General features: G+C 69.0%; 17 protein-coding genes. 7 read left to right on the top strand and 10 right to left on the bottom strand.

The genetic code is table 11. The features are described from left to right. Window positions 1-117: 117 nt before the first annotated feature. The 4 genes from ACIHAA_RS12925 to ACIHAA_RS12940 are packed head-to-tail and all read right to left on the bottom strand — an operon-like array spanning window position 118 to window position 4,018. Entirely contained in the window at window positions 118-894 is a 777-nt protein-coding gene (locus ACIHAA_RS12925) for a succinate dehydrogenase/fumarate reductase iron-sulfur subunit (RefSeq protein ID WP_399816220.1), read from the bottom strand. Then, a complete protein-coding gene (locus ACIHAA_RS12930) occupies window positions 891-2,825 on the bottom strand; it encodes a fumarate reductase/succinate dehydrogenase flavoprotein subunit (RefSeq protein ID WP_399816222.1) in 1,935 nt (644 codons plus the stop codon). Before ACIHAA_RS12930 ends, ACIHAA_RS12925 begins: the two co-directional genes overlap by 4 nt. 16 nt (window positions 2,826-2,841) lie before the next feature. Further along, on the bottom strand, window positions 2,842-3,678 hold the full coding sequence (locus tag ACIHAA_RS12935) for a hypothetical protein (protein WP_399816224.1): 837 nt from the start codon (window positions 3,676-3,678) through the stop codon (window positions 2,842-2,844). A 49-nt stretch (window positions 3,679-3,727) separates the two neighbouring features. Continuing rightward, window positions 3,728-4,018 carry a hypothetical protein gene (locus tag ACIHAA_RS12940; protein WP_399816226.1) on the bottom strand — a complete coding sequence of 97 codons (291 nt, stop codon included), beginning with the start codon at window positions 4,016-4,018 and terminating at the stop codon, window positions 3,728-3,730. 360 nt (window positions 4,019-4,378) lie between these two features. Here ACIHAA_RS12940 and ACIHAA_RS12945 point away from each other — a divergent pair, with 360 nt between their 5' ends. The 7 genes from ACIHAA_RS12945 to ACIHAA_RS12975 all read left to right on the top strand — a co-directional run bounded on the left by ACIHAA_RS12945 (window position 4,379) and on the right by ACIHAA_RS12975 (window position 15,453). Continuing rightward, entirely contained in the window at window positions 4,379-6,454 is a 2,076-nt protein-coding gene (locus ACIHAA_RS12945; protein ID WP_399816228.1) for an ABC transporter family substrate-binding protein, read from the top strand. 201 nt (window positions 6,455-6,655) lie between these two features. Beyond that, complete coding sequence (gene typA / locus ACIHAA_RS12950) at window positions 6,656-8,563, top strand: translational GTPase TypA (RefSeq protein ID WP_399816229.1); 1,908 nt, start codon at window positions 6,656-6,658, stop codon at window positions 8,561-8,563. 598 nt (window positions 8,564-9,161) lie between these two features. After that, window positions 9,162-10,196: an ABC transporter permease gene (locus ACIHAA_RS12955; protein ID WP_399816231.1), complete on the top strand. Its 1,035-nt coding sequence runs from the start codon at window positions 9,162-9,164 to the stop codon at window positions 10,194-10,196. 135 nt (window positions 10,197-10,331) lie between these two features. Next, window positions 10,332-12,155 carry an ABC transporter substrate-binding protein gene (locus tag ACIHAA_RS12960; RefSeq protein ID WP_399816233.1) on the top strand — a complete coding sequence of 608 codons (1,824 nt, stop codon included), beginning with the start codon at window positions 10,332-10,334 and terminating at the stop codon, window positions 12,153-12,155. Between the two features lie 91 nt (window positions 12,156-12,246). Beyond that, window positions 12,247-13,227 (top strand): ABC transporter permease, encoded by a 981-nt coding sequence (locus tag ACIHAA_RS12965; protein WP_399816235.1) that lies wholly within the window; start codon window positions 12,247-12,249, stop codon window positions 13,225-13,227. Window positions 13,228-13,236: 9 nt separating this feature from the next. Continuing rightward, the gene (locus tag ACIHAA_RS12970; RefSeq protein WP_399816237.1) at window positions 13,237-14,298 is read left to right on the top strand and encodes an ABC transporter ATP-binding protein; all 1,062 of its coding nucleotides are present in this window, start codon (window positions 13,237-13,239) and stop codon (window positions 14,296-14,298) included. 12 nt (window positions 14,299-14,310) lie between these two features. After that, the gene (locus ACIHAA_RS12975) at window positions 14,311-15,453 is read left to right on the top strand and encodes an ABC transporter ATP-binding protein (protein ID WP_399816239.1); all 1,143 of its coding nucleotides are present in this window, start codon (window positions 14,311-14,313) and stop codon (window positions 15,451-15,453) included. 2 nt (window positions 15,454-15,455) lie between these two features. Here the strand turns inward: ACIHAA_RS12975 and ACIHAA_RS12980 are convergent, their stop codons facing one another. The 6 genes from ACIHAA_RS12980 to ACIHAA_RS13005 form a co-directional block, all read right to left on the bottom strand. Then, entirely contained in the window at window positions 15,456-16,196 is a 741-nt protein-coding gene (locus tag ACIHAA_RS12980; RefSeq protein WP_399816241.1) for a class I SAM-dependent methyltransferase, read from the bottom strand. Window positions 16,197-16,431: 235 nt separating this feature from the next. Next, window positions 16,432-17,472 (bottom strand): ABC transporter ATP-binding protein, encoded by a 1,041-nt coding sequence (locus ACIHAA_RS12985; RefSeq protein WP_399816242.1) that lies wholly within the window; start codon window positions 17,470-17,472, stop codon window positions 16,432-16,434. A 26-nt stretch (window positions 17,473-17,498) separates the two neighbouring features. Beyond that, window positions 17,499-18,536 carry an ABC transporter ATP-binding protein gene (locus ACIHAA_RS12990; RefSeq protein WP_399816244.1) on the bottom strand — a complete coding sequence of 346 codons (1,038 nt, stop codon included), beginning with the start codon at window positions 18,534-18,536 and terminating at the stop codon, window positions 17,499-17,501. Between the two features lie 46 nt (window positions 18,537-18,582). Next, a complete protein-coding gene (locus tag ACIHAA_RS12995) occupies window positions 18,583-19,563 on the bottom strand; it encodes an ABC transporter permease (RefSeq protein ID WP_399816245.1) in 981 nt (326 codons plus the stop codon). A 100-nt stretch (window positions 19,564-19,663) separates the two neighbouring features. Beyond that, window positions 19,664-21,418, bottom strand: coding sequence for an ABC transporter substrate-binding protein (locus ACIHAA_RS13000; protein ID WP_399816247.1), 1,755 nt, complete (start codon window positions 21,416-21,418; stop codon window positions 19,664-19,666). 82 nt (window positions 21,419-21,500) lie between these two features. Continuing rightward, a complete protein-coding gene (locus tag ACIHAA_RS13005; RefSeq protein ID WP_399816249.1) occupies window positions 21,501-22,529 on the bottom strand; it encodes an ABC transporter permease in 1,029 nt (342 codons plus the stop codon). Between the last annotated feature and the right edge of the window lie 157 nt (window positions 22,530-22,686).

Here is a 22,686-nt window from a genome sequence, read left to right on the forward strand (position 1 = left end):
AGCGTATGGCCGAAGCCGCGGTACCGCGAGTGGAGTGCGGCCGGTACTTGGGGGCAGCGGCCCGGCCGTGCGGCGGGACGGCCGGGGCCGTGATCCCGTGCGGCCGGGGGCGGGTGGTCACCCCTCGGCCGGACGCCTCCTGATCTTCGACCCCAGCCACACCAGCGGGTCGTACTTGCGGTCGACCGCCCGCTCCTTCAGCGGGATCAGCGCGTTGTCCGTGATCCTGATGCCCTCGGGGCACACCTCCGTGCAGCACTTGGTGATGTTGCAGTAGCCGAGGCCGTGTTCGTCCTGGGCCGTGCGCCTGCGGTCCAGGCCCGCGTCCGCCGCCGCGTCCAGGGGGTGCATGTCCAGCTCCGCCACCCGCATCAGAAAGCGGGGCCCGGCGAACACCGGCTTGTTCTCCTCGTGGTCGCGGACCACATGGCAGGTGTCCTGGCACAGGAAGCACTCGATGCACTTGCGGAACTCCTGCGGGCGGTCCACGTCCTCCTGCATCATGCGGTACTCGCCGGGGGCGAGGCCGGACGGCGGCACGAAGGCGGGGATCTCGCGCGCCTTGCGGTAGTTGAAGGTCACGTCCGTCACCAGGTCGCGGACCACCGGGAAGGCGCGCAGCGGGGTCACCGTGATCGTCTCGTCCCGCTCGAACACCGACATCCGGGTCATGCACATCAGCCGGGGCCGCCCGTTGATCTCCGCCGAGCACGAACCGCACTTGCCCGCCTTGCAGTTCCAGCGCACGGCCAGGTCGGGCGCCTGGGTGGCCTGGAGGCGGTGGACGATGTCCAGCACCACCTCGCCCTCATGGACCTCCACGGTGAAGTCCTCAAGTCCCCCGCCCTGCCGGTCGCCCCGCCACACCTTGAAACGGGCCTCGTAGCCGCTCATTCGTACAGCTCCTCTTCGGCCAGGTACTTGACCAGCTCCTCCTTCTCGAAGAGGGCGAGCAGGTCGGGGCGGATGGGGTCGGTGGTCTCGCGGGACAGGGTGATCCGGTCGCGCGCCGGGTCCGCGGCGGCCGCGTCGTCCACGGGAGCGGCCGGCCGGCACAGCAGATTGATCCGGCGCCAGGCGCGGTCCATCGCCGGGTAGTCCTCCCGGGTGTGGCCGCCGCGGGACTCGGTGCGCTCCAGCGCGGCCCGCGCCACGCACTCGCTCACCAGCAGCATGTTCCGCAGATCCAGGGCGAGGTGCCAGCCGGGGTTGAACTGGCGGTGCCCCTCGACGCCCGCCCGGCGCGCCCGCACCCGCAGCTCGGCCAGCTTCTCCAGGGCCTGCCGCATCTCCGCCTCCCGGCGGATGATCCCGACGAGGTCGTTCATGGTCTGCTGGAGCTCCTGGTGCAGGGTGTACGGATTCTCCGGCGGCCCGTCCTCCCCGGCGGCCGCGGGCCCCTCCGCCGAGAAGGGCCGCAGCGCCTCCGCCGCGGCCGCGGCCACCTGGGCGTCGTCCACCGGGAGCCGCCCCGCCCCGGCCGCGTACCCGGCCGCGTGCAGTCCGGCGCGCCGCCCGAAGACCAGCAGGTCGGAGAGGGAGTTGCCGCCGAGCCGGTTGGAGCCGTGCATGCCACCGGCCACCTCCCCGGCCGCGTAGAGACCGGGGACCCCGCGGGCCGCCGCGGTGTCCGAGTCGACCGCGATACCGCCCATGACGTAGTGGCAGGTCGGCCCGACCTCCATCGGCTCGGCGGTGATGTCGACGTCTGCCAGCTCCTTGAACTGGTGGTACATCGACGGCAGCCGCCGCCGGACGACCTCGGCGGGCATCCGGGTGGACACATCGAGGAAGACCCCGCCGTGCGGGGAGCCGCGGCCCGCCTTCACCTCGGCGTTGATCGCGCGTGCCACCTCGTCGCGGGGGAGCAGCTCGGGCGGGCGCCGGTTGGCGTCCGGGTCCTCGTACCAGCGGTCGGCCTCGTCCTCGGTCTGCGCGTACTTCTCCTTGAAGACGTCCGGGATGTAGTCGAACATGAACCGCGCGCCCTCGGAGTTCCGCAGCACCCCGCCGTCGCCGCGCACCGACTCGGTGACGAGGATGCCCTTCACCGAGGGCGGCCAGACCATGCCCGTCGGATGGAACTGCACGAACTCCATGTTGAGCAGCGGCGCCCCGGCCAGCAGGGCCAGCGCGTGCCCGTCGCCCGTGTACTCCCAGGAGTTCGACGTCACCTTGAAGGACTTGCCGATGCCGCCCGTGGCGATCACCACGGCGGGCGCCTGGAGGACGAAGAAACGGCCGGTCTCGCGCTCGTAGGCGAAGACCCCCGACACCCGCTCCCCGGTCTTGAGGATCCGGGTGACCGTGCACTCCTGGAAGACCTTCAGCCGGGACTCCGGGTCGCCGGTCTCCCGCTCGTCCTCCTGCTGGAGTGCGACGACCTTCTGCTGGAGGGTGCGGATCAGCTCCAGTCCTGTGCGGTCGCCGACGTGGGCGAGGCGCGGGTACTCATGGCCGCCGAAGTTGCGCTGGGAGATGCGGCCGTCCTTCGTACGGTCGAAGAGGGCGCCCCACGTCTCCAGTTCCCAGACCCGGTCGGGGGCCTCGGACGCGTGCAACTCGGCCATCCGCCACTGGTTGAGGAACTTCCCGCCGCGCAGGGTGTCGCGGAAGTGCACCTGCCAGCTGTCGTGCGGGTTGGCGTTGCCCATCGCCGCCGCGATGCCGCCCTCCGCCATGACGGTGTGGGCCTTGCCGAACAGCGACTTGCAGATCACGGCCGTACGGGCGCCGCGCTCGCGGGCCTCGACGGCGGCCCGCAGGCCCGCCCCGCCGGCCCCGACCACGACCACGTCCCACTCCTGCCGGTCGACCACGGACATCACAGAGCCCCACTCACTAGAAGAAGCGCGGATCGTCGAAGGCGCCGGACGCCACCAGGTACACATAGAAGTCGGCGAGCGCCACGCTGATCAGGGAGGCCCAGGCCAGCAGCATGTGCCGGGCGTTCAGCCTGCTGACCAGGCCCCACATCCGGTAGCGCACGGGATGCCGGGAGAAGTGCTTGAGCCTGCCGCCGACGATGTGCCGGCAGGAGTGGCAGGACAGGGTGTACGCCCAGATCAGCACGATGTTCACCAGGAACACCAGGGTGCCGAGCCCCATGTGCCCCCAGCGGTAGTGGGTGTCGCGGAAGGCGAGCACGGTGTCGTAGGTGAGGACGCCCGCCACCAGCAGGGCCGCGTAGAAGAAGTACCGGTGGACGTTCTGGAGGATCAGCGGGAAGCGGCTCTCGCCGGTGTACTTCCGGTGCGGCTCCGGGACCGCGCAGGCCGGGGGCGACAGCCAGAAGCCCCGGTAGTAGGCCTTGCGGTAGTAGTAGCAGGTCAGGCGGAAGCCGAGCGGGAAGATCAGGATGATGATCGCCGGGGAGATGGCCCACCAGCTGCCGAAGAGGTCGGCGTTGGGGCCCGCGTGCATGGTCCGGCAGCGTTCCGCCAGGCAGGGCGAGTAGAACGGCGAGACGTAGGGCGCCGCGTAGTAGTGCGCGTCGGAGAAGGCCCGCCAGGTCGAGTACACGACGAAGGCCAGCAGTCCGGCGGCGGTGGCGGCGGGCGCCAGCCACCAGCGGTCGGTGCGCAGATGCGGTACGGCGATGGCGGCGCGGGCGCCGGAGCGCACCCCGCGGCCGGGGGTCCGGGGTGCGGTGTCGGGGGGTTCCGTTCCAGTGGTCAAGAAAGCGCACCTCTCTCGTGGGTCCGTCGGCCTCCGGGGCGGGCCGGGGTCAGGGTGCGTGCCGGTCCCGGCCGCCGAGGCCCTCGTCGTCCGAGTCCGTCCACAGGGTGCTGTCGTAGGGGGCGTCGGAGATCGCCACCAGCTCGGTGCGCCGGACCGCGCCGGGGGCGGCCGCCGCCGCACGCAGCAGCGCCACGCTCTCGCGCAGATGTTCGGCGTCGGTGCGGACCCGGCGTATCTCCAGGCCGCCGACGCCCAGCTGCCGCTCCAGGCGGCCCACGGACCGGTACAGGTCGTCGAGGCACCGCTGAACGGACGCCAGTTCGTCGTGCACGGACATGACGTGACCTCACTTCCGGGGCCCGGGGGCCCGAGGTGGCGACGTTCATGCGCCAGTGAGTGTTGCGCGTCACAGCAGCCGGTGTGAAGGGATGTGCAGCGATTGGCCGACGCACACGGGGGCGTGCGGATCGCATTCGAGCCTCCCGTCCGCCGCCGGGCGGCCGGTGGAGCCCGATGCCGGGGAACGGGGCCGCCGTTGGGCCGATCGGGTGGGGTTCCCGGGTGCTGTCGCCGTGTCGCCGCATTCCGCAGAACCCTTTCCTTTTCAGTGGGCCCAAAGATCTGATCAGCTCCAAATACCACCAAACCTGATCATAACGCCCGCTCATCTGTGAAGCGGCTCCCCGGAGGTGGACGTATGTCCCACGACGGCGTCGGCCGGAGCGCGGTGCTGCGCTCGGCCGCCTTCCTCACCGCGGGGGCCCTCGCGGTGACCGCGCTCGCCGCCTGCAGCTCCGACGACAAGAAGACGAGCACACCCGCCGCCGGGCAGGACATCGCCCCGGCCGGCCGCAATGTCGTCGGCGACGGCGGCACCCTGCGCTGGGCGGTCGACGACGTGCCCGGGACCCTGAACACCTTCCAGGCCGACGCCGACGCCGCCACCAGCCGGATCGCGGGCGCGGTCCTGCCCACGATGTTCCGGCTCGACGCCAACGGGCGGCCGCAGGCGGACCCCGCTTATCTGGAGTCCGCCAAGGTCGTCTCGACCGAGCCCAAGCAGGTCGTCGTCTACCACCTCAACCAGCAGGCCGTCTGGAGCGACGGCCGGGAGATCGGCGCCGACGACTTCGCCGCCCAGTGGCGCGCCCTCTCCGGGAAGAACAACGCCTACTGGACCGCCCGCAACGCGGGCTACGACCGCATCGCCAAGATCGAGCGGGGCAAGAACAACCTCGAGGTCAAGGTCACCTTCGCCAAGCCCTACGCCGACTGGAAGTCGCTGTTCTCGCCGCTGTACCCGAAGGACGTCATGGGCACCCCGGACGGCTTCAACGACGCGGCGCGCCAGGGGCTGAAGACCACCGCGGGCCCGTTCGCCGTCCAGTCGGTGGACCGCAAGAACGGCACCGTCACCCTCACCCGCAACCCGCGCTGGTGGGGCAGGCCCGCCAAGCTCTCGCAGATCGACCTGGTGTCCGTGCCGCGCGACCAGCGGGCCACCGCGCTCGCCGAGGGAAAGCTCGACATGGCGGAGGTCGACCCGGAAGAGGCCCAGCGCATCACGCTCGCCTCCCGGGACAAGGGCACCACCCCCCTCCAGGGATCCTCCCTCGGCGCGTCGCCGAGCGACGGCGCGTCCCCCAGCGACGGCGCCACGGCGACCCCGGCGGAGAGCGAGAGTGCCTCGGCGGACCCCGAGGCGAGCGACAGCGCCTCCGCGGGCGCCGCGGGCCCGCGCACCCAGCAGACCCTGAACGGCTTCGTGATCCGCAGATCCCTGGAGCCCGCCTACACCCAGCTCGCCCTGAACGGTTCCCGGGGCCCGCTCACCGACGAGCGGGTGCGCCGGGCCGTGGCCCGCGCCCTGGACCGTACCCAGCTGGCCGGACTCGTCCTCAAGCCGCTCGGGCTGCCCGCGGTCCCGGTCGGCAGCCATCTCGCGCTCGCCGGACAGGACGCCTACACCGACGGCAGCGGCGCCCTCGGCAGCCAGGACGCCAAGGAGGCGCAGAAGCTGCTGGCCGAGGCGGGCTGGGAGGTCAAGGGCGGCAAGAAGGCGGCCGGCTCCAAGAGCGAGAAGGGGCAGGACGACAAGCCCGGAGCGGCCCTGCGGGAGCCCGGCCAGCAGGGCGGACCCCCGCCGGGGGCCTACGCGCCCAAGGGCACGGCCGCTCCGGCCGCCGTCCCGGACGGGATGCTGGCCAAGAGCGGCAAGCCGCTCCGGCTGAAGTTCGTGCTGCCCTCGGGCCCGGGCTCCCGTTCGCTCCAGACCGTCGGGGACCGCATCGTGCGGATGCTGGGCACGATCGGGATCCAGGCGCAGATCACCAAGGTCCCGGACAACGAGTTCTTCCGGGACCACATCGCCTCCGGCGACTACGACCTGGCCCTGTACTCCTGGCCGGCCACCGCCTTCCCGGCCACCGACGCCCGGCCGATCTTCGCCAAGCCGGTCCCGGCCTCGGACGGCTCGCTGAGCGTCGACCAGAACTACACCCGGGTCGGCACCGACCAGGTGGACCAGCTCTTCGACCAGGCCATCGCCACCCTGGACCAGGACGAGGAGCGGGACCTGCTGCACAAGGCCGACGCCCACATCTGGGCCGCCGCGGGCTCCATCCCGCTCTACCAGCGCCCCGAGCTGACCGTGACCCGGTCCGACCTGGCCAACGCCGGAGCCTTCGGCTTCCAGACGCCGGTCTATGAGGACATGGGCTTCCTGAAGAAGGGGTCCAAGCCCGCGAAGCCCTCCGCGAGCCCGACCTCGTAGCCCCCGGGCCGCCCGTCCCCGCGACGGGCGGCTCCCCCCTGCCCCACCTGGTACGGGGCCGCCGCCGGACGCCCCGGCGAGCCCGTCCGGCGGCGGCCCCGTACCATGGGGTGAGGCCGTGGCATGTTCAGCCCGGCAGGGCCCGCGTAGACACAGACGTACGCGCAGGCCGTCCTCACCACTCCGGGAGTACGCCGCAATATGGCCACGCGCCACGACATCCGCAACGTCGCCATCGTCGCCCACGTCGACCACGGCAAGACGACCATCGTCGACGGCATGCTGAAGCAGGCCGGTGCCTTCGCCGCCCACCAGCTCGAGCAGGTCGACGACCGGGTCATGGACTCGAACGACCTGGAGCGTGAGAAGGGCATCACGATCCTCGCCAAGAACACGGCGGTGAGCTACCACCCCAAGGACGGCGGGGACCCGATCACGATCAACATCATCGACACCCCCGGCCACGCCGACTTCGGTGGCGAGGTCGAGCGCGGTCTGTCGATGGTGGACGGCGTGGTCCTGCTCGTGGACGCCTCCGAGGGCCCGCTGCCGCAGACCCGCTTCGTGCTGCGCAAGGCGCTCCAGGCCCGGCTGCCCGTCATCCTGTGCATCAACAAGACGGACCGCCCCGACGCCCGGATCGACGAGGTCGTCAACGAGACCTACGACCTGTTCCTGGACGTCGACGCGGACGAGGAGCAGATCGAGTTCCCGATCGTCTACGCCTGCGGCCGTGACGGCATCGCCTCGCTGACCAAGCCGGAGAACGGCACGGTCCCCGCGGACTCCACCAGCCTGGAGCCGTTCTTCTCCACGATCCTGGAGCACATCCCGGCCCCCACCTACGACGAGGGCGCGCCGCTCCAGGCCCACGTCACCAACCTGGACGCCGACAACTTCCTCGGCCGTATCGCGCTGCTCCGCGTCGAGCAGGGCGAGCTGCGCAAGGGCCAGACCGTCGCCTGGATCAAGCGCGACGGCACGATCAGCAACGTTCGCATCAGCGAGCTGATGATGACCGAGGCCCTCACCCGCAAGCCCGCCGAGAAGGCCGGTCCGGGTGACATCTGCGCCGTCGCCGGTATCCCCGAGATCATGATCGGCGAGACCCTGGCCGACCCGGAGAACCCCGTCGCGCTGCCGCTGATCACGGTGGACGAGCCCGCGATCTCCATGGTCATCGGCACCAACACCTCGCCGCTGGTCGGTCGTGGCGGCACCGGCAAGGGCGCCAACGCCAAGGCCACCGTCAAGGACCGCAAGGTCACCGCCCGCCAGGTCAAGGACCGCCTCGACCGCGAGCTGATCGGTAACGTCTCGCTGCGGGTCCTGGACACCGAGCGCCCCGACGCCTGGGAGGTGCAGGGCCGCGGTGAGCTGGCGCTGGCCATCCTGGTCGAGACCATGCGCCGTGAGGGCTACGAGCTGACGGTCGGTAAGCCGCAGGTCGTCACCAAGGAGGTCGACGGCAAGGTCCACGAGCCCGTCGAGCGTCTGACCATCGACGTGCCCGAGGAGCACATGGGCGCGGTCACGCAGCTCATGGGCGTCCGCAAGGGCCGTATGGACAACATGTCCAACCACGGCTCCGGCTGGGTGCGCATGGAGTTCGTGGTGCCCTCGCGCGGTCTGATCGGCTTCCGTACCGAGTTCCTGACCGGCACCCGCGGCACCGGTATCGCGCATTCCATCCACGAGGGCCACGAGCCCTGGTTCGGCCCCCTCCAGACCCGTAACAACGGCTCCCTGGTCGCCGACCGCTCCGGCAGCGTCACCGCGTTCGCGATGACGAACCTCCAGGAGCGCGGCACGCTCTTCATCGAGCCCGGCACCGAGGTGTACGAGGGCATGATCGTCGGTGAGAACTCCCGCTCCGACGACATGGACGTCAACATCACCAAGGAGAAGAAGCTCACCAACATCCGGTCGGCCACGTCGGACATCGCCGAGTCGATCGTGCCGCCGCGCAAGCTGTCGCTGGAGCAGTCCCTGGAGTTCTGCCGCGACGACGAGTGCGTCGAGGTGACCCCGGAGGCGGTCCGGATCCGCAAGGTCGTCCTCGACCAGCGTGAGCGCGCCCGCAGCGCGAGCCGCGCCAAGCACGGCTGATCCACGGCTTCACAGCCACCCGAAGCCCGGGTGCCCCGTCACGGGGGCACCCGGGCTTTCGCCTTCCCCGGCCTTCCCGCGGGTGGCCCGGACCTGATCCGGCCAGCCGGGCGCCCGCCCGCAACCGGTTTTCCGGCCCCCTGTCCGCACTGCGCGATCTCCCGCCGATGGACACGTAACACGCCCGTTTCGGGGGTTTCTCGGGCGGATCTCTTTGTCCGTCTTCTGGAAGATGTTCCGGCCAGCTGTGATGGAACCGAGACCTCAAGACAGTGGTCGGTATCTGGCGCATGGCAGATAGTTGGGCCCAACGCTCGGGTCAATGGGTCATGCGCTGCGGGGGCGGCGCCGACTCGCGAGCACCGGTGGGGTGTTGACCTTCCGTCAGGGGTGTCGGAGGGGACAGCGATCGCCCTTCCCGTCCGTGCACCGGTTGAGTCAAGGAGGCGTTTCTCATGTCAACTACGCGTGTTCAGCTGCGATCTGTCGCGGTGTCCGAGCGGTAGCGCCGTCTTATCCGATCCACGTGGTCCAAGCCGTGGCCCGCCCGCAACCAGCGGCGGCCACCGGCTCGGCGTATCCATGAATGGAACGCATCATGACGAGTCCTCCCGACACCGAGGGCGGCGCAGCGTTTCTCGTCGTGGCCGACGGGAAACCACCGGTGGAACAGCCCGGGGCGGCGCGGCCGGAGAGCCGATCGCCCGGCCGGCTGATGTGGATCCGCTTCAGGCGGGACCGCGCCGGGGTGATCTCCGCCTGTGTGGTGGCCTTCTTCTTCCTGATCGGACTGCTGGCACCGCTGATCTCCACGGTGTACGGCAAGAACCCGTACACCGTCTACGCCGACGAGCGCCCCGACCTCTTCGACAGCGCGGGCGTGCCGGTCCGGCCCAACGGCGGCATCAGCAGTGAGTTCTGGTTCGGCCTCGAACCGGGCAACGGCTACGACGTCTTCACCAAGCTGATCTACGGCATCCGCACCTCGCTGATGATCTCCTGTGCGGTCACGCTCGCCGTGGTGCTCACCGGAATCGTCCTCGGGGTCTCCGCGGGCTATCTCGGCGGCAGGGCCGACTACACCATCAGCCGGCTCATCGACTTCCTGCTCGCCTTCCCCTCGCAGCTGTTCTTCATCGCGAGCATGCCCGTGGTGGTCTCCCTCTTCGTCAGCCCGCGCGACGAGACACCGACCTATGTCCGTGTGCTGGCGCTGATCGCGGTCCAGTGGGTGCTGGGCTGGATGAGCCTCGCCCGCATCCTGCGCGGGACCACCCTGTCGCTGCGGGAACGCGAGTTCATCGAGGCGGCCCGGGTCAGCGGGGCGTCCCCCTGGCGCATCATCAGCAGGGAGATCCTCCCCAATGTGGTCACCCCGCTGCTGGTGCAGGCCACCTATCTGCTCCCCAGCTTTGTGACCGTCGAGGCGGGCCTGTCCTATCTCGGCGTCGGAATCGTCGAACCGACCCCCGACTGGGGGCAGATGTTCGCCAAGGCGTCGACGGAGCTGGTGCTCCAGAACGACATCACCTACATGCTCTTCCCCGGCATCTCGATGATCGTCTTCGTCGTCGCGTTCAACCTGCTCGGGGACTCGGTCAGGGACGCCTTCGACCCCAAGACGGCGCGCTGACCCGATCGCGGGAGACCGCAGCCGGCTCAAGGACCACGGCCCGACGGTGACGCGCACTCTCCGACGTGCCCGACATGTCCAGCAACTCCATGCCGTACCACGGCATGTCACAACGCACTGGTGACACACAGATGGGTGGGAAACAGCGTGAAGAACACGGGCGGACGCCATGCCTACGCCGCACTCTCGGTGCTCGCGGCCGGAGCTCTCGTGCTCACCGGTTGCAGCAAGGGCGGCAGCGACGGGGGCGGCGACGGCAAGAAGGACGACAGCAACGCCAAGCGCCAGCAGGCCTCGATCAAGTTCGGTGACGCGGCGGACTCCACCGGCCCCGCCACCCCGGTCCCCGGGGCCAGAAGCGGCGGCACGATGGAGGTCCTCCAGCGGGACAGCTACGCCCATCTGGACCCGGCGCAGATCTACGTCTCCGACGAGGGCTCGCTCGCCCAGCTGATCCACAGAGGTCTCACCGGATACCGGGCCACCGGCGACGACGGCAGCACGCACGAGATCGTCGGCGACCTGGCCACCGACTCCGGAACGACCACGGACGGCGGCAAGACCTGGAAGTACACGCTCAAGGACGGCATCAAGTTCCAGGACGGCTCGCCGATCACCGCCAAGGACATCCGCCAGACCTTCGAGCGGCTCTTCGCCCCCTTCGTCAACCAGGGCCCGACCTATGTCCAGCAGTGGCTGGCCGACACCTCCGGGGCCGACTACCGCAAGCTGCTGAAGAACGGCCCCTACGACGGCAAGCACCTCCCGGACAGCGTCCTGTCGACCCCGGACGCCAAGACCGTCGTCTTCCACTTCAAGAAGCCGCACCCGGACCTGCCCTACGCCCTGGCCATGGCGGGCTACGCGGTGGTGGAGGCCAAGGGCGACACCAAGGAGAAGTACGACCGGGCCCCGGTGGTGTCCGGCCCGTACAAGATCGAGTCGTTCAAGTCGGGCAAGTCCATGGTGCTGGTGAAGAACGACCAGTGGGACCCGAAGACGGACCCGATCCGCCATCAGTACGTCGACCGGTTCAACATCACCTTCAACCAGCAGTTCGAGGCGTCCACCAAGGCGCTCCTCGCGGACAGCGGCGCCGACCGGACGGGCCTCAGCTTCAACAACCAGGTCGACGCGGGCAACCTGTCCAAGGTCCTCGCCGACCCCAGGATGAAGTCCCGTACGGTGCAGGGCTTCCAGCCCTACGTCGGCCAGATGAACATCAACATGAGCAAGCCCGAGCTGAAGGACATCAAGGTCCGCCAGGCCATCGCCTACGCGCTGCCCGTCACCCCGTTCGTGCGGGCCTACGGCGGCAGCGCGGCGATGGAGGTCGCGGGCGGCCTGCTCAGCCCCACCGTCAGCGGCTACGACCCCGCCTTCGACCCCTTCGGCAAGAAGAAGAAGCCCGCCGGTGACCCGGACAAGGCCAAGAAGCTGCTCCAGGAGGCCGGAAAGGTCGGCATGAAGCTGACCTTCGGCTACACCAACACCCCCGAGGGCCAGCAGTACTCCACCGCCATGGCCGCGGGCCTCAAGAAGGCCGGCTTCGACGTCCAGCGCCAGGAGATCCCGGCCGAGACGTACTACGACCAGGTCAGCAAGCTCGACAACGCCTACGACATCTTCCACACGGCGTGGGGCGCCGACTGGCCGTCCGCCTCCACCGTGATCCCGCCGCTCTACGACGGCAGGCTGATCGCCGACGGCGCCCAGAACTACTCGCAGATCAACGACCCGTATGTGAACGGCGAGATCGACCGCATCAACACCGTCACCGACCCGGTGAAGGCCGCGGACGCGTGGGAGAAGCTCGACAAGTACCTGCTCACCAAGGTGGTGAACGAGGTGCCGACCGGCTACTACAAGCAGATCCAGATCGCCGGTTCCCAGGTCGGCGGCCTGGTCTACGACGACGTGATCGGCGGCGTCGACCCGCGCCGCCTCTACGTCAAGTAAGCACCCATCCGCCGGTTCCCGGTGCGGCCGCCCGCCACGGCGCCCGCACCGGGAACAGTCCGGCCCGCTGACGTCTGAGAGCTGCCCCCTGATGCTGCGCTTCCTGGTGCGCCGGACACTCGGCGCCGTCGTCATCCTCTTCCTGCTGAGTATCGTCACCTTCCTGCTGTTCTTCGGGATGCCGCGGGACCCGGGACTGCTGATGTGCGGCAAGACCTGCACCCCGGCCAACCTCGCGAACATCCACCATGTCCTCGGCCTCGACAAGCCGATCCCCGAGCAGTACTGGACCTTTCTGCACAACCTGGTCGTGGGCAGCAACGGCTTCGACCAGGGGCCCTGTCCCGCCCCCTGCTTCGGGTACTCGTACCACACCAACGAGCTGGTGTGGTCCACCCTGATGGACCGGCTGCCGACCACCGTCTCCCTCACCGTCGGCGGGGCCTGCGTCTTCCTGCTGGTGGGCCTCGGCACCGGCATGCTCGCCGCCTGGAAGCGGGGCTCGCTGCTCGACAAGACGGTCACCGCGGGCTCGATGGTGCTCAGTTCGATGCAGATCTACTTCCTGGGCCCGCTGGCCCTGGCGGCACTCGTCTACCAGTCGCACCTGTTCGACAAGCCCGCCTACAACCCCTTCACCCACGACCCGGCCACCTGGTTCACCGGGCTGATCATCCCGTGGGTGGTGCTGTCCACGATCTTCGCCGCGCAGTACACCCGTATGGCGCGCTCCTCGATGATCGAGCAGCTCCAGGAGGACCATGTCCGCACCGCCCGCGCCAAAGGCATGTCACGCCGGTACGTCTTCTTCCGCTACGCCTGGCGCGGTTCGCTGATCCCCCTGGTCACCATCTTCGGCATCGACCTCGGGTCCCTGCTGGGCGGCGCGATCATCACCGAGACCACCTTCGGACTGCCGGGGCTGGGCCAGCTCGCGGTGCAGTCGGTGTTCTTCAGCGATCTGCCGCTGCTGCTGGGCGTGATGCTGTTCTCCGCCGCCATGATCCTGCTGTTCAACATCATCGTGGATGCCTGCTACGCGTACATCGACCCGCGTGTGCGGCTCGCCTAGGAGCACTCCGTGACCACAGTGACCAAGGAATCCGGCGCTCCCGCCCCGGCGGGCGCGGGCGCCTTCCTCTCGGTGCGGGACCTGCATGTCGCCTTCCGGACCGAGGACGGCCTCGTCCGCGCCGTGAACGGGCTCTCCTTCGACCTCGAACGGGGCAGGACCCTCGGCATCGTGGGGGAGTCCGGCTCCGGCAAGTCGGTGACCAATCTGACCATCCTGGGGCTGCACAACCCGATGTTCACCACGGTCGACGGGGAGATCGTGCTGGACGGCCAGGAGCTGATCACCGCCCGCGAGTCCGAGCTGGAGCGGGTCCGCGGCAACAAGGCAGCCATGATCTTCCAGGACCCGCTGACCGCGCTGTCGCCGTACTACACGGTGGGCCGGCAGATCGCCGAGCCCTACCGCAAGCACACGGGGTGCTCCAAGGCCGAGGCCCGCAAGCGCGCGGTGGAGATGCTGCGCCGGGTCGGGATCCCGCAGCCGGACGTGCGGGTGGACGACTACCCGCACCAGTTCTCCGGCGGGATGCGCCAGCGCGCGATGATCGCCATGGCCCTGGTCTGCGACCCCGATCTGCTGATCGCCGACGAGCCGACCACGGCCCTGGACGTGACCGTCCAGGCGCAGATCCTGGACCTGTTGAAGGACCTCCAGCAGGAGTTCGGCTCCGCGATCGTCTTCATCACCCACGACCTCGGGGTCATCGCCGACATGGCCGACGACATCATGGTGATGTACGCGGGTGAGGCCGTCGAACGCGGCGCGGTCCACGACGTGCTGAGGACCCCTCAGCACCCGTACACCTGGGGCCTGCTCAACTCCATGCCGCGCCTGGACTCGGACCTCGGCACCCCCCTCGCGCCCATTCCCGGCACACCGCCGTCCCTGCTCCGCCCGCCCAGTGGCTGCCGCTTCCACCCCCGCTGCACCTTCCGGAGCGAGGTGGGCGGCACCCGGTGCGCGGGCGAACCGCCGCCGCTGCCCGGCGGCCGGGGCGCGGCCTGCCATCTCACGGCCGAGCAGAAGCGGTCCATCTTCGTCGAGCAGATCAAGCCCCGGCTGCGATAGGGAGGCAGCGTCATGAAAAAAGAGGTTGTGGATCTCACCAAGGCCGGGCCCGCCGTGCCCGCCGCGCGCGAGGCGGCCCCGGAGGGGCCCCGGGAACCCCTGCTGGTGGTGGAGAACCTGGTCAAGCACTTCCCGGTCAAGGGCGGCTTCCCCATCCGCCGCACCATCGGCGCGGTACAGGCCGTGGACGGTGTCGACCTGACCGTGCATGTCGGCGAGAGCTTCGGGCTGGTGGGCGAGTCCGGTTGCGGCAAGTCCACCACCGGGCGGCTGATCACCCGGCTGCTTGAGCCGACCCAGGGGCGCATCTCCTACCGCGGCCGGGACATCGCGCACGCCAGCCGCAAGAAGCTGGCCCCGATCCGCTCCGAGATCCAGATGATCTTCCAGGACCCGTACTCGTCCCTGAATCCGCGGCAGACAGTCGGCAGGATCATCGCGGGTCCGATGGAGATCAACGGCATCAACCCGCCCGGCGGCCGCGAGGCGCGTGTCCGGGAACTGCTGGAGATCGTCGGTCTGAACCCGGAGCACTTCAACCGCTTCCCGCACGAGTTCTCCGGCGGCCAGCGCCAGCGCATCGGGGTCGCCCGGGCCCTGGCCCTGGAGCCCAAGCTGATCGTCGCGGACGAGCCGGTCTCCGCCCTGGACGTCTCCATCCAGGCCCAGGTCGTCAACCTGCTCCAGAAGGTCCAGCAGGAACTGGGCATCGCCTTCGTCTTCATCGCCCACGACCTCGCCGTCGTACGCCACTTCTCCCACCGCGTGGCCGTCATGTACCTCGGCAAGATCATCGAGGTCGGCGACCGGGACTCCATCTACGCCCGTCCCCGCCACCCGTACACCCACGCGCTGCTGTCCGCCGTGCCCGAGGTGAGCCTCGACGCCGAGGACGAGCCCCGCCGCGAACGCATCCGCTTGGCGGGAGACGTCCCGTCGCCCATCAACCCGCCGTCGGGCTGCCGCTTCCGCACCCGCTGCTGGAAGGCACAGGACAGATGCGCCACCGAGGAGCCGCCCCTCGTGCGGATCGGCGGCAACCGCCCCGGGCATCTGACGGCCTGCCACTTCCCGGAGGAGCCGACGACGGAGGCGCGCGAGGAGGACATCGTGCTGGACCCGGCGCTCGCGGCGCTGGAGGAGGGGGACGGCTGAGGCTACCCGGCCGCCGCCGCGACGGTGATGATCTCGGGGCTGGCGGGCGTGAGCGGACCCCGCCCCCAGTCCCCGTACTGCTCGACGACGTCCAGGCCCGCCCCGGCCAGGAAGCCGGACAGCCGGTCCGGGCCGAGGAACCGCAGGGTGCCCTGGGTGACCGCGGGCCGCTCCCAGCCGGGGGCCTCGACGGTCGACACATACGACACCCGGTCGCCGCGCACCGGCGTCTCGGCCTCGTGCCGGATGCTGACGACCCCGCCGTCGCCGTCCGGCACCTCGCGCACCCGCTCCGGGGTCCATGACTCCCAGGCGCGCGCGCCCGGATTGCGCGTCTCGAAGACGAACCGGCCGCCCTCGGCGAGCGCCTCACGCACCCCGCGCAGGCAGCTGTGCAGCTCGTCGTCGCCGAGCAGCTCCTGGAAGGCGTGCCCGGTCATCACCACGAGGTCGAAGGCGCCCTGCCACCGGTGCGAACGGAAGTCGCCGAGCACCCACTCGACGCCGGGCGCCCGGTCCCGCGCCCGGACCAACATCGCGGCGGCCGGGTCGAGCCCGCACAGCCGGCCCTCGTGCCCCCGCTCCCGGGCCCGCGCGAGCAGCGCCCCGGTGCCGCAGCCGACGTCCAGCACGCTCTGCGCGGACTGCACAAGTCCCAGATAGAAGTCGTCACTTGGGCCCCACGGATTGAGGACGTCGTACAGTCCGGCCAGGGCGACATCGGAGAACGAACGGTGGACCATCGTGACAGTTTGTCAGCTCCGGGCGGGCGTTGGGTGGACAGTGCTGGATCTTTGTGGAACGTAACCGTGTTCTTCTCCGTCCCCCGGTCCTCCGGGGCGCGCGGGGCCGGACAGCACAAAGGCCCGCACCCGGCAGGGTGCGGGCCTTTTCCCCGGAAGCAGACGTTCATGGGCTCGGGTCAAGGGGCCGGAGAAGGTCCGTTCCGCAGGCGGCAGCCGACGGAAAAGGGGTGTGTCAGGCGGCCGCCTCGGGGTTCTTGGTGAGACGCGGGGCAGCGGACTCCCCGGTCTCCGGGTAGTGGCAGGCCGTCAGATGCCCCGGCTTGTTGCCCTCCACCTGCACCAGCGGCGGAGCCTCCGTCGCGCACTTCTCCGTCGCCTTCCAGCAACGGGTGCGGAAGCGGCAGCCGGAGGGCGGGTTGATGGGGGAGGGGACGTCGCCCACGAGGCGGATGCGCTCGCGCGGCTCCTCGTCCACCGTCGCCTCGGGAACGGCGGAGAGCAGGGCCCGGGTGTAGGGGTGGCGGGGGTTGCCGTACAGGTCCTCGCGGTCGGCGATCTCCACGATCTTGCCGAGGTACATGACCGCCACGCGCTGCGAGAAGTGCCGCACGATCGCGAGGTCGTGGGCGATGAGCACAAACGCGATGCCCAGTTCCCGCTGGACCTTCTGGAGCAGGTTGACGACCTGGGCCTGGATGGAGACGTCCAGGGCGGAGACCGGCTCGTCCGCGACGATCAGCTTGGGCTCCAGGGCCAGGGCCCGGGCGACCCCGATGCGCTGGCGCTGGCCGCCGGAGAACTCGTGCGGGAAGCGGTTGAAGTGCTCCGGGTTCAGACCGACGATCTCCAGCAGTTCCCGGACACGCGCCTCGCGGCCGCCGGGCGGGTTGATGCCGTTGATCTCCATCGGGCCCGCGATGATCTTGCCGACCGTGTGCCGCGGGTTCAGCGAGGCATACGGGTCCTGGAAGATCATCTGGATCTCGGAGCGGATCGGGGCCAGCTTCTTGCGGTCGGCGTGGGTGATGTCCTGCCCGCGGTAGGAGACCGTGCCGCCGGTCGGCTCGAGGAGCCGGGTGATCAGCCGCCCGGTGGTGGACTTGCCACAGCCGGACTCACCGACCAGGCCCAGGCTCTCGCCCTCGGCGACCTGGAAGTCCAGACCGTCGACGGCCTGCACCGCACCGACCGTACGCCGGATGGGGAATCCGCCCTTGATCGGGAAGTGCTTGGTCAGCCCGGAGACGTCAAGGAGAGGAGTGGTGTTGCTCATGGTCGTGAAATCCCGTCTCTTGTACGTCAGTTGCGCCCGGACCCGGCGAAGTCCGCGAAGAGGTCCTGCTTCTGGTCGGCGGTCAGGTGGCAGGCCGAGCCGCGGCCCTCGACGACCTCCAGCGCGGGCCGCTCCCCGGAGCACAGGCCGTCCGCGACCTTCTCCGCGAAGGTGCAGCGCGGGTGGAACCGGCAGCCCGACGGCGGGTTGAGCAGCGAGGGCGGCGAACCCGGGATCGGCATCAGCGGCACGTCCACCGAGCCGTGCAGGCTCGGCATCGAGTTCAGCAGACCCAGCGTGTACGGGTGCTCCGGGGTCCGCAGCACCTCCTGCTTGGTGCCGCGCTCCACACACCGGCCGCCGTACATCACCAGCACGTCGTCGGCGATGTCGGCGATCACCCCGAGGTCGTGGGTGATGAAGATGATCGCGGTGCCGAACTCCTGCTGGAGGTCCTTCAGCAGGTCCATGATCTGCGCCTGCACGGTCACGTCGAGAGCCGTGGTGGGCTCGTCGGCGATCAGCAGTTCCGGGTCGCAGACCAGGGCCATGGCGATCATCGCGCGCTGGCGCATACCGCCGGAGAACTGGTGCGGGTAGTCGTCCACCCGCACGTCCGGCTGCGGGATCCCGACCCGGCGCAGCATCTCCACCGCGCGCTTGCGGGCCTCGGCCTTGGAGCACCCCGTGTGCTTGCGGTAGGTCTCGCTGATCTGGGCACCGATGGTGTGGTACGGCGACAGCGAGGCCAGCGCGTCCTGGAAGATCATGGCCATCTTGTTGCCGCGCAGCCGCTCCAGCTCCCTCTCGGAGGCGGTGAGCAGCTCTTTGCCGTCGAGGACGATCTCGCCCTCGATCGTCGTGAACGCGGGGTCGTGCAGACCCAGGATCGTCAGGTTGGTGACCGACTTGCCGGAGCCCGACTCGCCCACGATGCCGAGTGTCTGGCCCTTGGCCAGGTCGAAGCTGAGACCGTCGACGGCCTTGACGACGCCGTCCTCGGTGGAGAAGTGGACCTTTAGGTCCTTGATCGAGAGAAACGGCTGCTGATCGGTGCTCGTCACGGGGACGCTCCTGAGGTGATGCGGGGGGTCGGGAGTGGGGCGGAGGTCAGGCGAGCCGGATCCGCGGGTCGATGAGGGCGTAGACGGCGTCCACGACGATGTTGAAGATCACGATCGCACCGGCCGACAGCAGCGTGACGCCGAGCACCATGGGGAGGTCGCTCTTGTTCACGGCGTCCAGCGCGAGTCGGCCCACACCCTGGAGGCTGAAGACGGACTCGGTGATGATCGCGCCACCCATCAGCGAGGCCAGGTCGATGCCGAAGATGGTGACGATCGGACCCATCGCGCCGCGCCAGGCGAACCGGAAGAAGACGGTGCGGCGGGACAGACCCTTGGCCCGGGCCGTACGGACGTAGTCCTCGCTGAGTGTCTCCACCATCTGGGAGCGCGTCATACGGGTGTAGTTGGCGGTCCAGATGAGCGACAGGACCAGCCAGGGCAGCAGGAGGCCGGAGGCCCAGGAGACCGGGTCGTCGGTGAGGGGGGTGTACGACGGGTTGGCGAGGATGCCGGCCTTGGCGACGAGGAAGTACATCGCGATGTAGCCGACGAAGTAGATCTGGAGCGAGGAGGCGATCAGCGAGCCCGAGCTGGCCAGCTTGTCCTGCCACTTGCCCTGCTTGACGGCCGCGATCATGCCCGTGCCGACACCCAGGATGAGGAAGACGACGGCGGAGCCGAAGGCGAGGGAGAGGGTCAGCGGCAGCCGGTCCATGATCGTGCCGAGCACGGGCTCACGGTTGGCGAAGGAATAGCCGAGGCAGGGCGCGTTGCAGTAGCCGAAGTCGCCGTAGTCGCGCCCGACGAAGATGCCCTTCAGCCAGTACCAGTACTGGACCGGGATCGAGTGGTCGATGCCCAGGTTGTGCCGCACCTGCTTGAGCATGTCGGGCGTGCAGTTCTTGCCGCAGGACATCATGGCGGGGTCACGCGGGATGGCGTAGAAGAGCCAGAAGGTAACGGCGCTGATGATCAGCAGAATGACCAGCGCGCCGATAACTCGGCGGACAAGGAAGCGGAACATGGGGGCGTGACTTTCCGGACGGGGCGCCGTCGCCGGGGCTATGAGGGGTGGACCTGAGGGGGCGGCCAGGTCGTGGCCGCCCCCGGAGGGACTCGCTCGCTTACTTCTTGACGTAGAGCTTGCAGAGCGCGACGCACGTGTTGCCGGCGTCGTAGACGACGTTGCCGACCTTGGATCCGTACATCCAGTTGCGGATGGAGTGGTAGTCCGGGACGACCGGCGCCAGCTCCATGACCTGGCGGTCGATGTTGCCCCAGGCCTTGTTGGCGGCCTCGACATCGGTGATCGCGGACGCGGCGTCGATCGCCTTGTTCACGCTCGGGTCGTTCAGCTGGGAGTAGTTGCTGCGGCCGTCGCCGATGTTCTTGCCGTCCCAGCAGGGGTAGAACACGGAGTAGCCGTTCGGCCAGTCCGGGCTCCAGCCCGCAGCGAACAGGTCGTAGCTGTTGTCGATCTTGCCGATCTGGGTGTAGAAGGTCGTCTTGTCGACCTGCTTGTTGACGACCTGGAAGCCCGCGGCCTCCAGGGAGTTCTTGATCTGGACGGCCTGCTTCACGGCGTTGTCGGACGCCTGGTAGGCGATGACCAGCTTCTGGCCGATCTTCCCGGCCTCCTTCAGCAGGGCCTTGGCCTTGACCGGGTCGCCGCCGGGCTTCTTGCCCGTGCCGTACAGGTCGAAGTCCTGGTAGCCGGGGGTCACCGGGCTGAGGATGGTGGTGGCCAGCTCGCTGGTGGCCTTGCCGCCGCGGATGGTCTGGAGCTGCTGGTGCGGCCAGGCGTAGTTGATGGCCTGGCGGACCTTGAGGTCCTTGATCCGGGTCATGTTGATCGGCCAGTAGTAGGTGACCGTGTCGACCTGGGTGAGGACGCGCTTCTTGAGCGTGGCGTTGGTCATGACCTGCGCGACGCGCTCGGGCGCGACCTCGTTGAAGATCGACATCGTGTACTGGTCGTTGCCCTGGTCCGCGATGTAGCGGTCCGTGGAGGCGACCAGCTCGAAGCCGAACTGGAAGACGTACTTGTCCGGGTAGGCGTTGCGGATCGCGTCCGTCTTCGGGTCCCAGTGCTCGTTGCGCACGTAGGTGAGGGACTTGCCGATGTCGCGGTTGCCGATCTTGTACGGACCGAGCGCGTAGGGGCGCTTGTCGTACTTCTCCTTGGTGTCGTTCTTCTTGTTGACGAGACCGTAGCCCGGCATGGCGAGCGTGTAGTTGAAGTCGGCGCGCGGCTCGGTGAGGTGGAAGGTGATCGTCTGGCCGGAGACCTCCAGCGAGTCGATGTGCTTCCCGTCGTAGGGGCCCTTGTACTTGTCGCCGCCGACCAGCCACTGCTGGACGTAGCGCGGACCCTCGGTGACGAAGGAGGCGAAGAGGCGCTCGAAGGTGTGGCGGACGTCGTCCATGGAGAGGGCGGTGCCGTCCTCCCACTTGATGCCGTCCTTGATCGTGAACGACCAGGTCTTGCCGCCGTCCTTCATGGTGCCGGCGTCGGTGGAGACGTCGCCGACCAGGGTGCAGCCACCCTTCTCGTCGATCTTGTAGCCGGTGAGGCCACGCAGGATCGGACGGGTGATGGCGCCCTCGGTCGAGACGTAGATCTGCGCCGGGTCCAGGTGGTCCATGTCGAACTGGTCGAGCGAGTAGACCGTTCCGCCCTTGACCGCTCCCGAGACCTCGGGGGCCGGACCCATCGAGTCGGCCTTGGTGCCGACCGGGATGTTCATGGTCTTGGCCTTGCTCACCGACGGGACGCTGTTGTCGGAGGAGCTGTTGCCGCTGCTGCAGGCGCTCAGCACAGTCGTGGAGGCTGCGGCCACGCCGGTGGCGATCAGGAAGTTTCTACGGGAAAAGGACATACTGTGCCTGCCTGTAGGGATCGATTCGGACGAGCGGAACCAGTCGGGACGCCATCGAGCCGGACCGGGTGGAGAGGAAGTGCTACCGCTTGGACTTGGGGTCGAGCGCGTCGCGCACGGAGTCGCCGAGCAGGTTGAAGGCGACGACGAAGACCACCATCGAGATGCCCGGGAAGAGCATGAAGGTGATGTCCTGGGAGTAGAACTGAGCGCCTCGGGCGATCATCACACCCCAGTCCGGGGTCGGGTCGATGATGCCGACGCCGAGGAAGGACAGACCGGCCTCGGTCGTCACGAGAGTCGGCAGCAGGAGTGTGGACTGGATGATGATCGGCGTCCACAGGTTCGGCAGCAGTTCCTTGAAAACGATGCGCATCGGGGATGCACCCGTGATCTTGGCCGCCTCGACGAACTCCCGCTCGCGCAGGGCAAGTACCTGGCCGCGCAGCAGGCGCGCGATGGTGGCCCAGCCGAACACCGTCAGCACCACGATCAGGGCGGCGGCGCGCAGGGAGGTCGGAATGTTGTCGTCCGGAGCGACGAAGATGCCGTAGACCACCGGCATGAACGCGATGAAGAACAGCGTGGAAGGGAACGACAGCAGGATGTCGATGACCCGGCTGACGAGGTAGTCGGTCTTGCCGCCGAGGTAGCCGGCCGTGATGCCGAGCACCACGCCGAAGACCACGGTGAGGACCGTGGCGACCAGGGCGATGCCGAGCGACGTCCGGATGCCGTACAGCAGGAACGTGAAGACGTCCCGGCCGAGCTGCGGCTCGATGCCGAACCAGAACTGGGAGCTCATGCCGCCGTTGGGGCCCGCGGGGTACGCGAAGGCATCCAGCAGGTTCGGGTCCTGGCTCGCGTAGGTCGTGTACGGGTTCTTGCCGTACAGCTTGGCGATCAGCGGTGCCGCTATCGCGATCACGAAGAAGAAGATCACGATGTAGGCGGATATGACGCCCGTCTTGTCACGCTTGAAGCGCTTCCAGGCGAGCCGTCCGGGAGAGCGGCCTTCGCTGCCCTTCGGATCGCCCGAAGTGGTCGACTTCGCCGCGGTCTCGTCGGTCACCTCAAGGGGGACAGCCGCGGATGGAGTTGGGGGGGTCATGGTGCTCCAGGCCCTATGGGGTCAAGGGCTCCGCAGGGCGCTCCCTACGGGCTACGCCGGACTTTTTCAACGCAATTCATTCACGGTCAATAAATTCTCGGTCGAGTTGGGCTTCTCTTTACCCTCTTTGCTCCTGCTTGACCTTTCCGTAGCTACG

The organism is Streptomyces sp. NPDC052040 (genome assembly GCF_044548405.1).
Taxonomy (GTDB): Bacteria; Actinomycetota; Actinomycetes; order Streptomycetales; family Streptomycetaceae; genus Streptomyces.

What these genes read in the sequence shown, in the direction of transcription:
- ACIHAA_RS12925 (WP_399816220.1), bottom strand. Translation starts at nt 894, where the DNA reads ATGAGCGGCTACGAGGCCCGTTTCAAGGTGTGGCGGGGCGACCGGCAG.
- ACIHAA_RS12930 (WP_399816222.1), bottom strand. Translation starts at nt 2,825, where the DNA reads ATGTCCGTGGTCGACCGGCAGGAGTGGGACGTGGTCGTGGTCGGGGCC.
- ACIHAA_RS12940 (WP_399816226.1), bottom strand. Translation starts at nt 4,018, where the DNA reads ATGTCCGTGCACGACGAACTGGCGTCCGTTCAGCGGTGCCTCGACGAC.
- ACIHAA_RS12945 (WP_399816228.1), top strand. Translation starts at nt 4,379, where the DNA reads ATGTCCCACGACGGCGTCGGCCGGAGCGCGGTGCTGCGCTCGGCCGCC.
- typA (WP_399816229.1), top strand. Translation starts at nt 6,656, where the DNA reads ATGGCCACGCGCCACGACATCCGCAACGTCGCCATCGTCGCCCACGTC.
- ACIHAA_RS12955 (WP_399816231.1), top strand. Translation starts at nt 9,162, where the DNA reads ATGACGAGTCCTCCCGACACCGAGGGCGGCGCAGCGTTTCTCGTCGTG.
- ACIHAA_RS12965 (WP_399816235.1), top strand. Translation starts at nt 12,247, where the DNA reads ATGCTGCGCTTCCTGGTGCGCCGGACACTCGGCGCCGTCGTCATCCTC.
- ACIHAA_RS12975 (WP_399816239.1), top strand. Translation starts at nt 14,311, where the DNA reads ATGAAAAAAGAGGTTGTGGATCTCACCAAGGCCGGGCCCGCCGTGCCC.
- ACIHAA_RS12980 (WP_399816241.1), bottom strand. Translation starts at nt 16,196, where the DNA reads ATGGTCCACCGTTCGTTCTCCGATGTCGCCCTGGCCGGACTGTACGAC.
- ACIHAA_RS12985 (WP_399816242.1), bottom strand. Translation starts at nt 17,472, where the DNA reads ATGAGCAACACCACTCCTCTCCTTGACGTCTCCGGGCTGACCAAGCAC.
- ACIHAA_RS12995 (WP_399816245.1), bottom strand. Translation starts at nt 19,563, where the DNA reads ATGTTCCGCTTCCTTGTCCGCCGAGTTATCGGCGCGCTGGTCATTCTG.
- ACIHAA_RS13000 (WP_399816247.1), bottom strand. Translation starts at nt 21,418, where the DNA reads ATGTCCTTTTCCCGTAGAAACTTCCTGATCGCCACCGGCGTGGCCGCA.
- ACIHAA_RS13005 (WP_399816249.1), bottom strand. Translation starts at nt 22,529, where the DNA reads ATGACCCCCCCAACTCCATCCGCGGCTGTCCCCCTTGAGGTGACCGAC.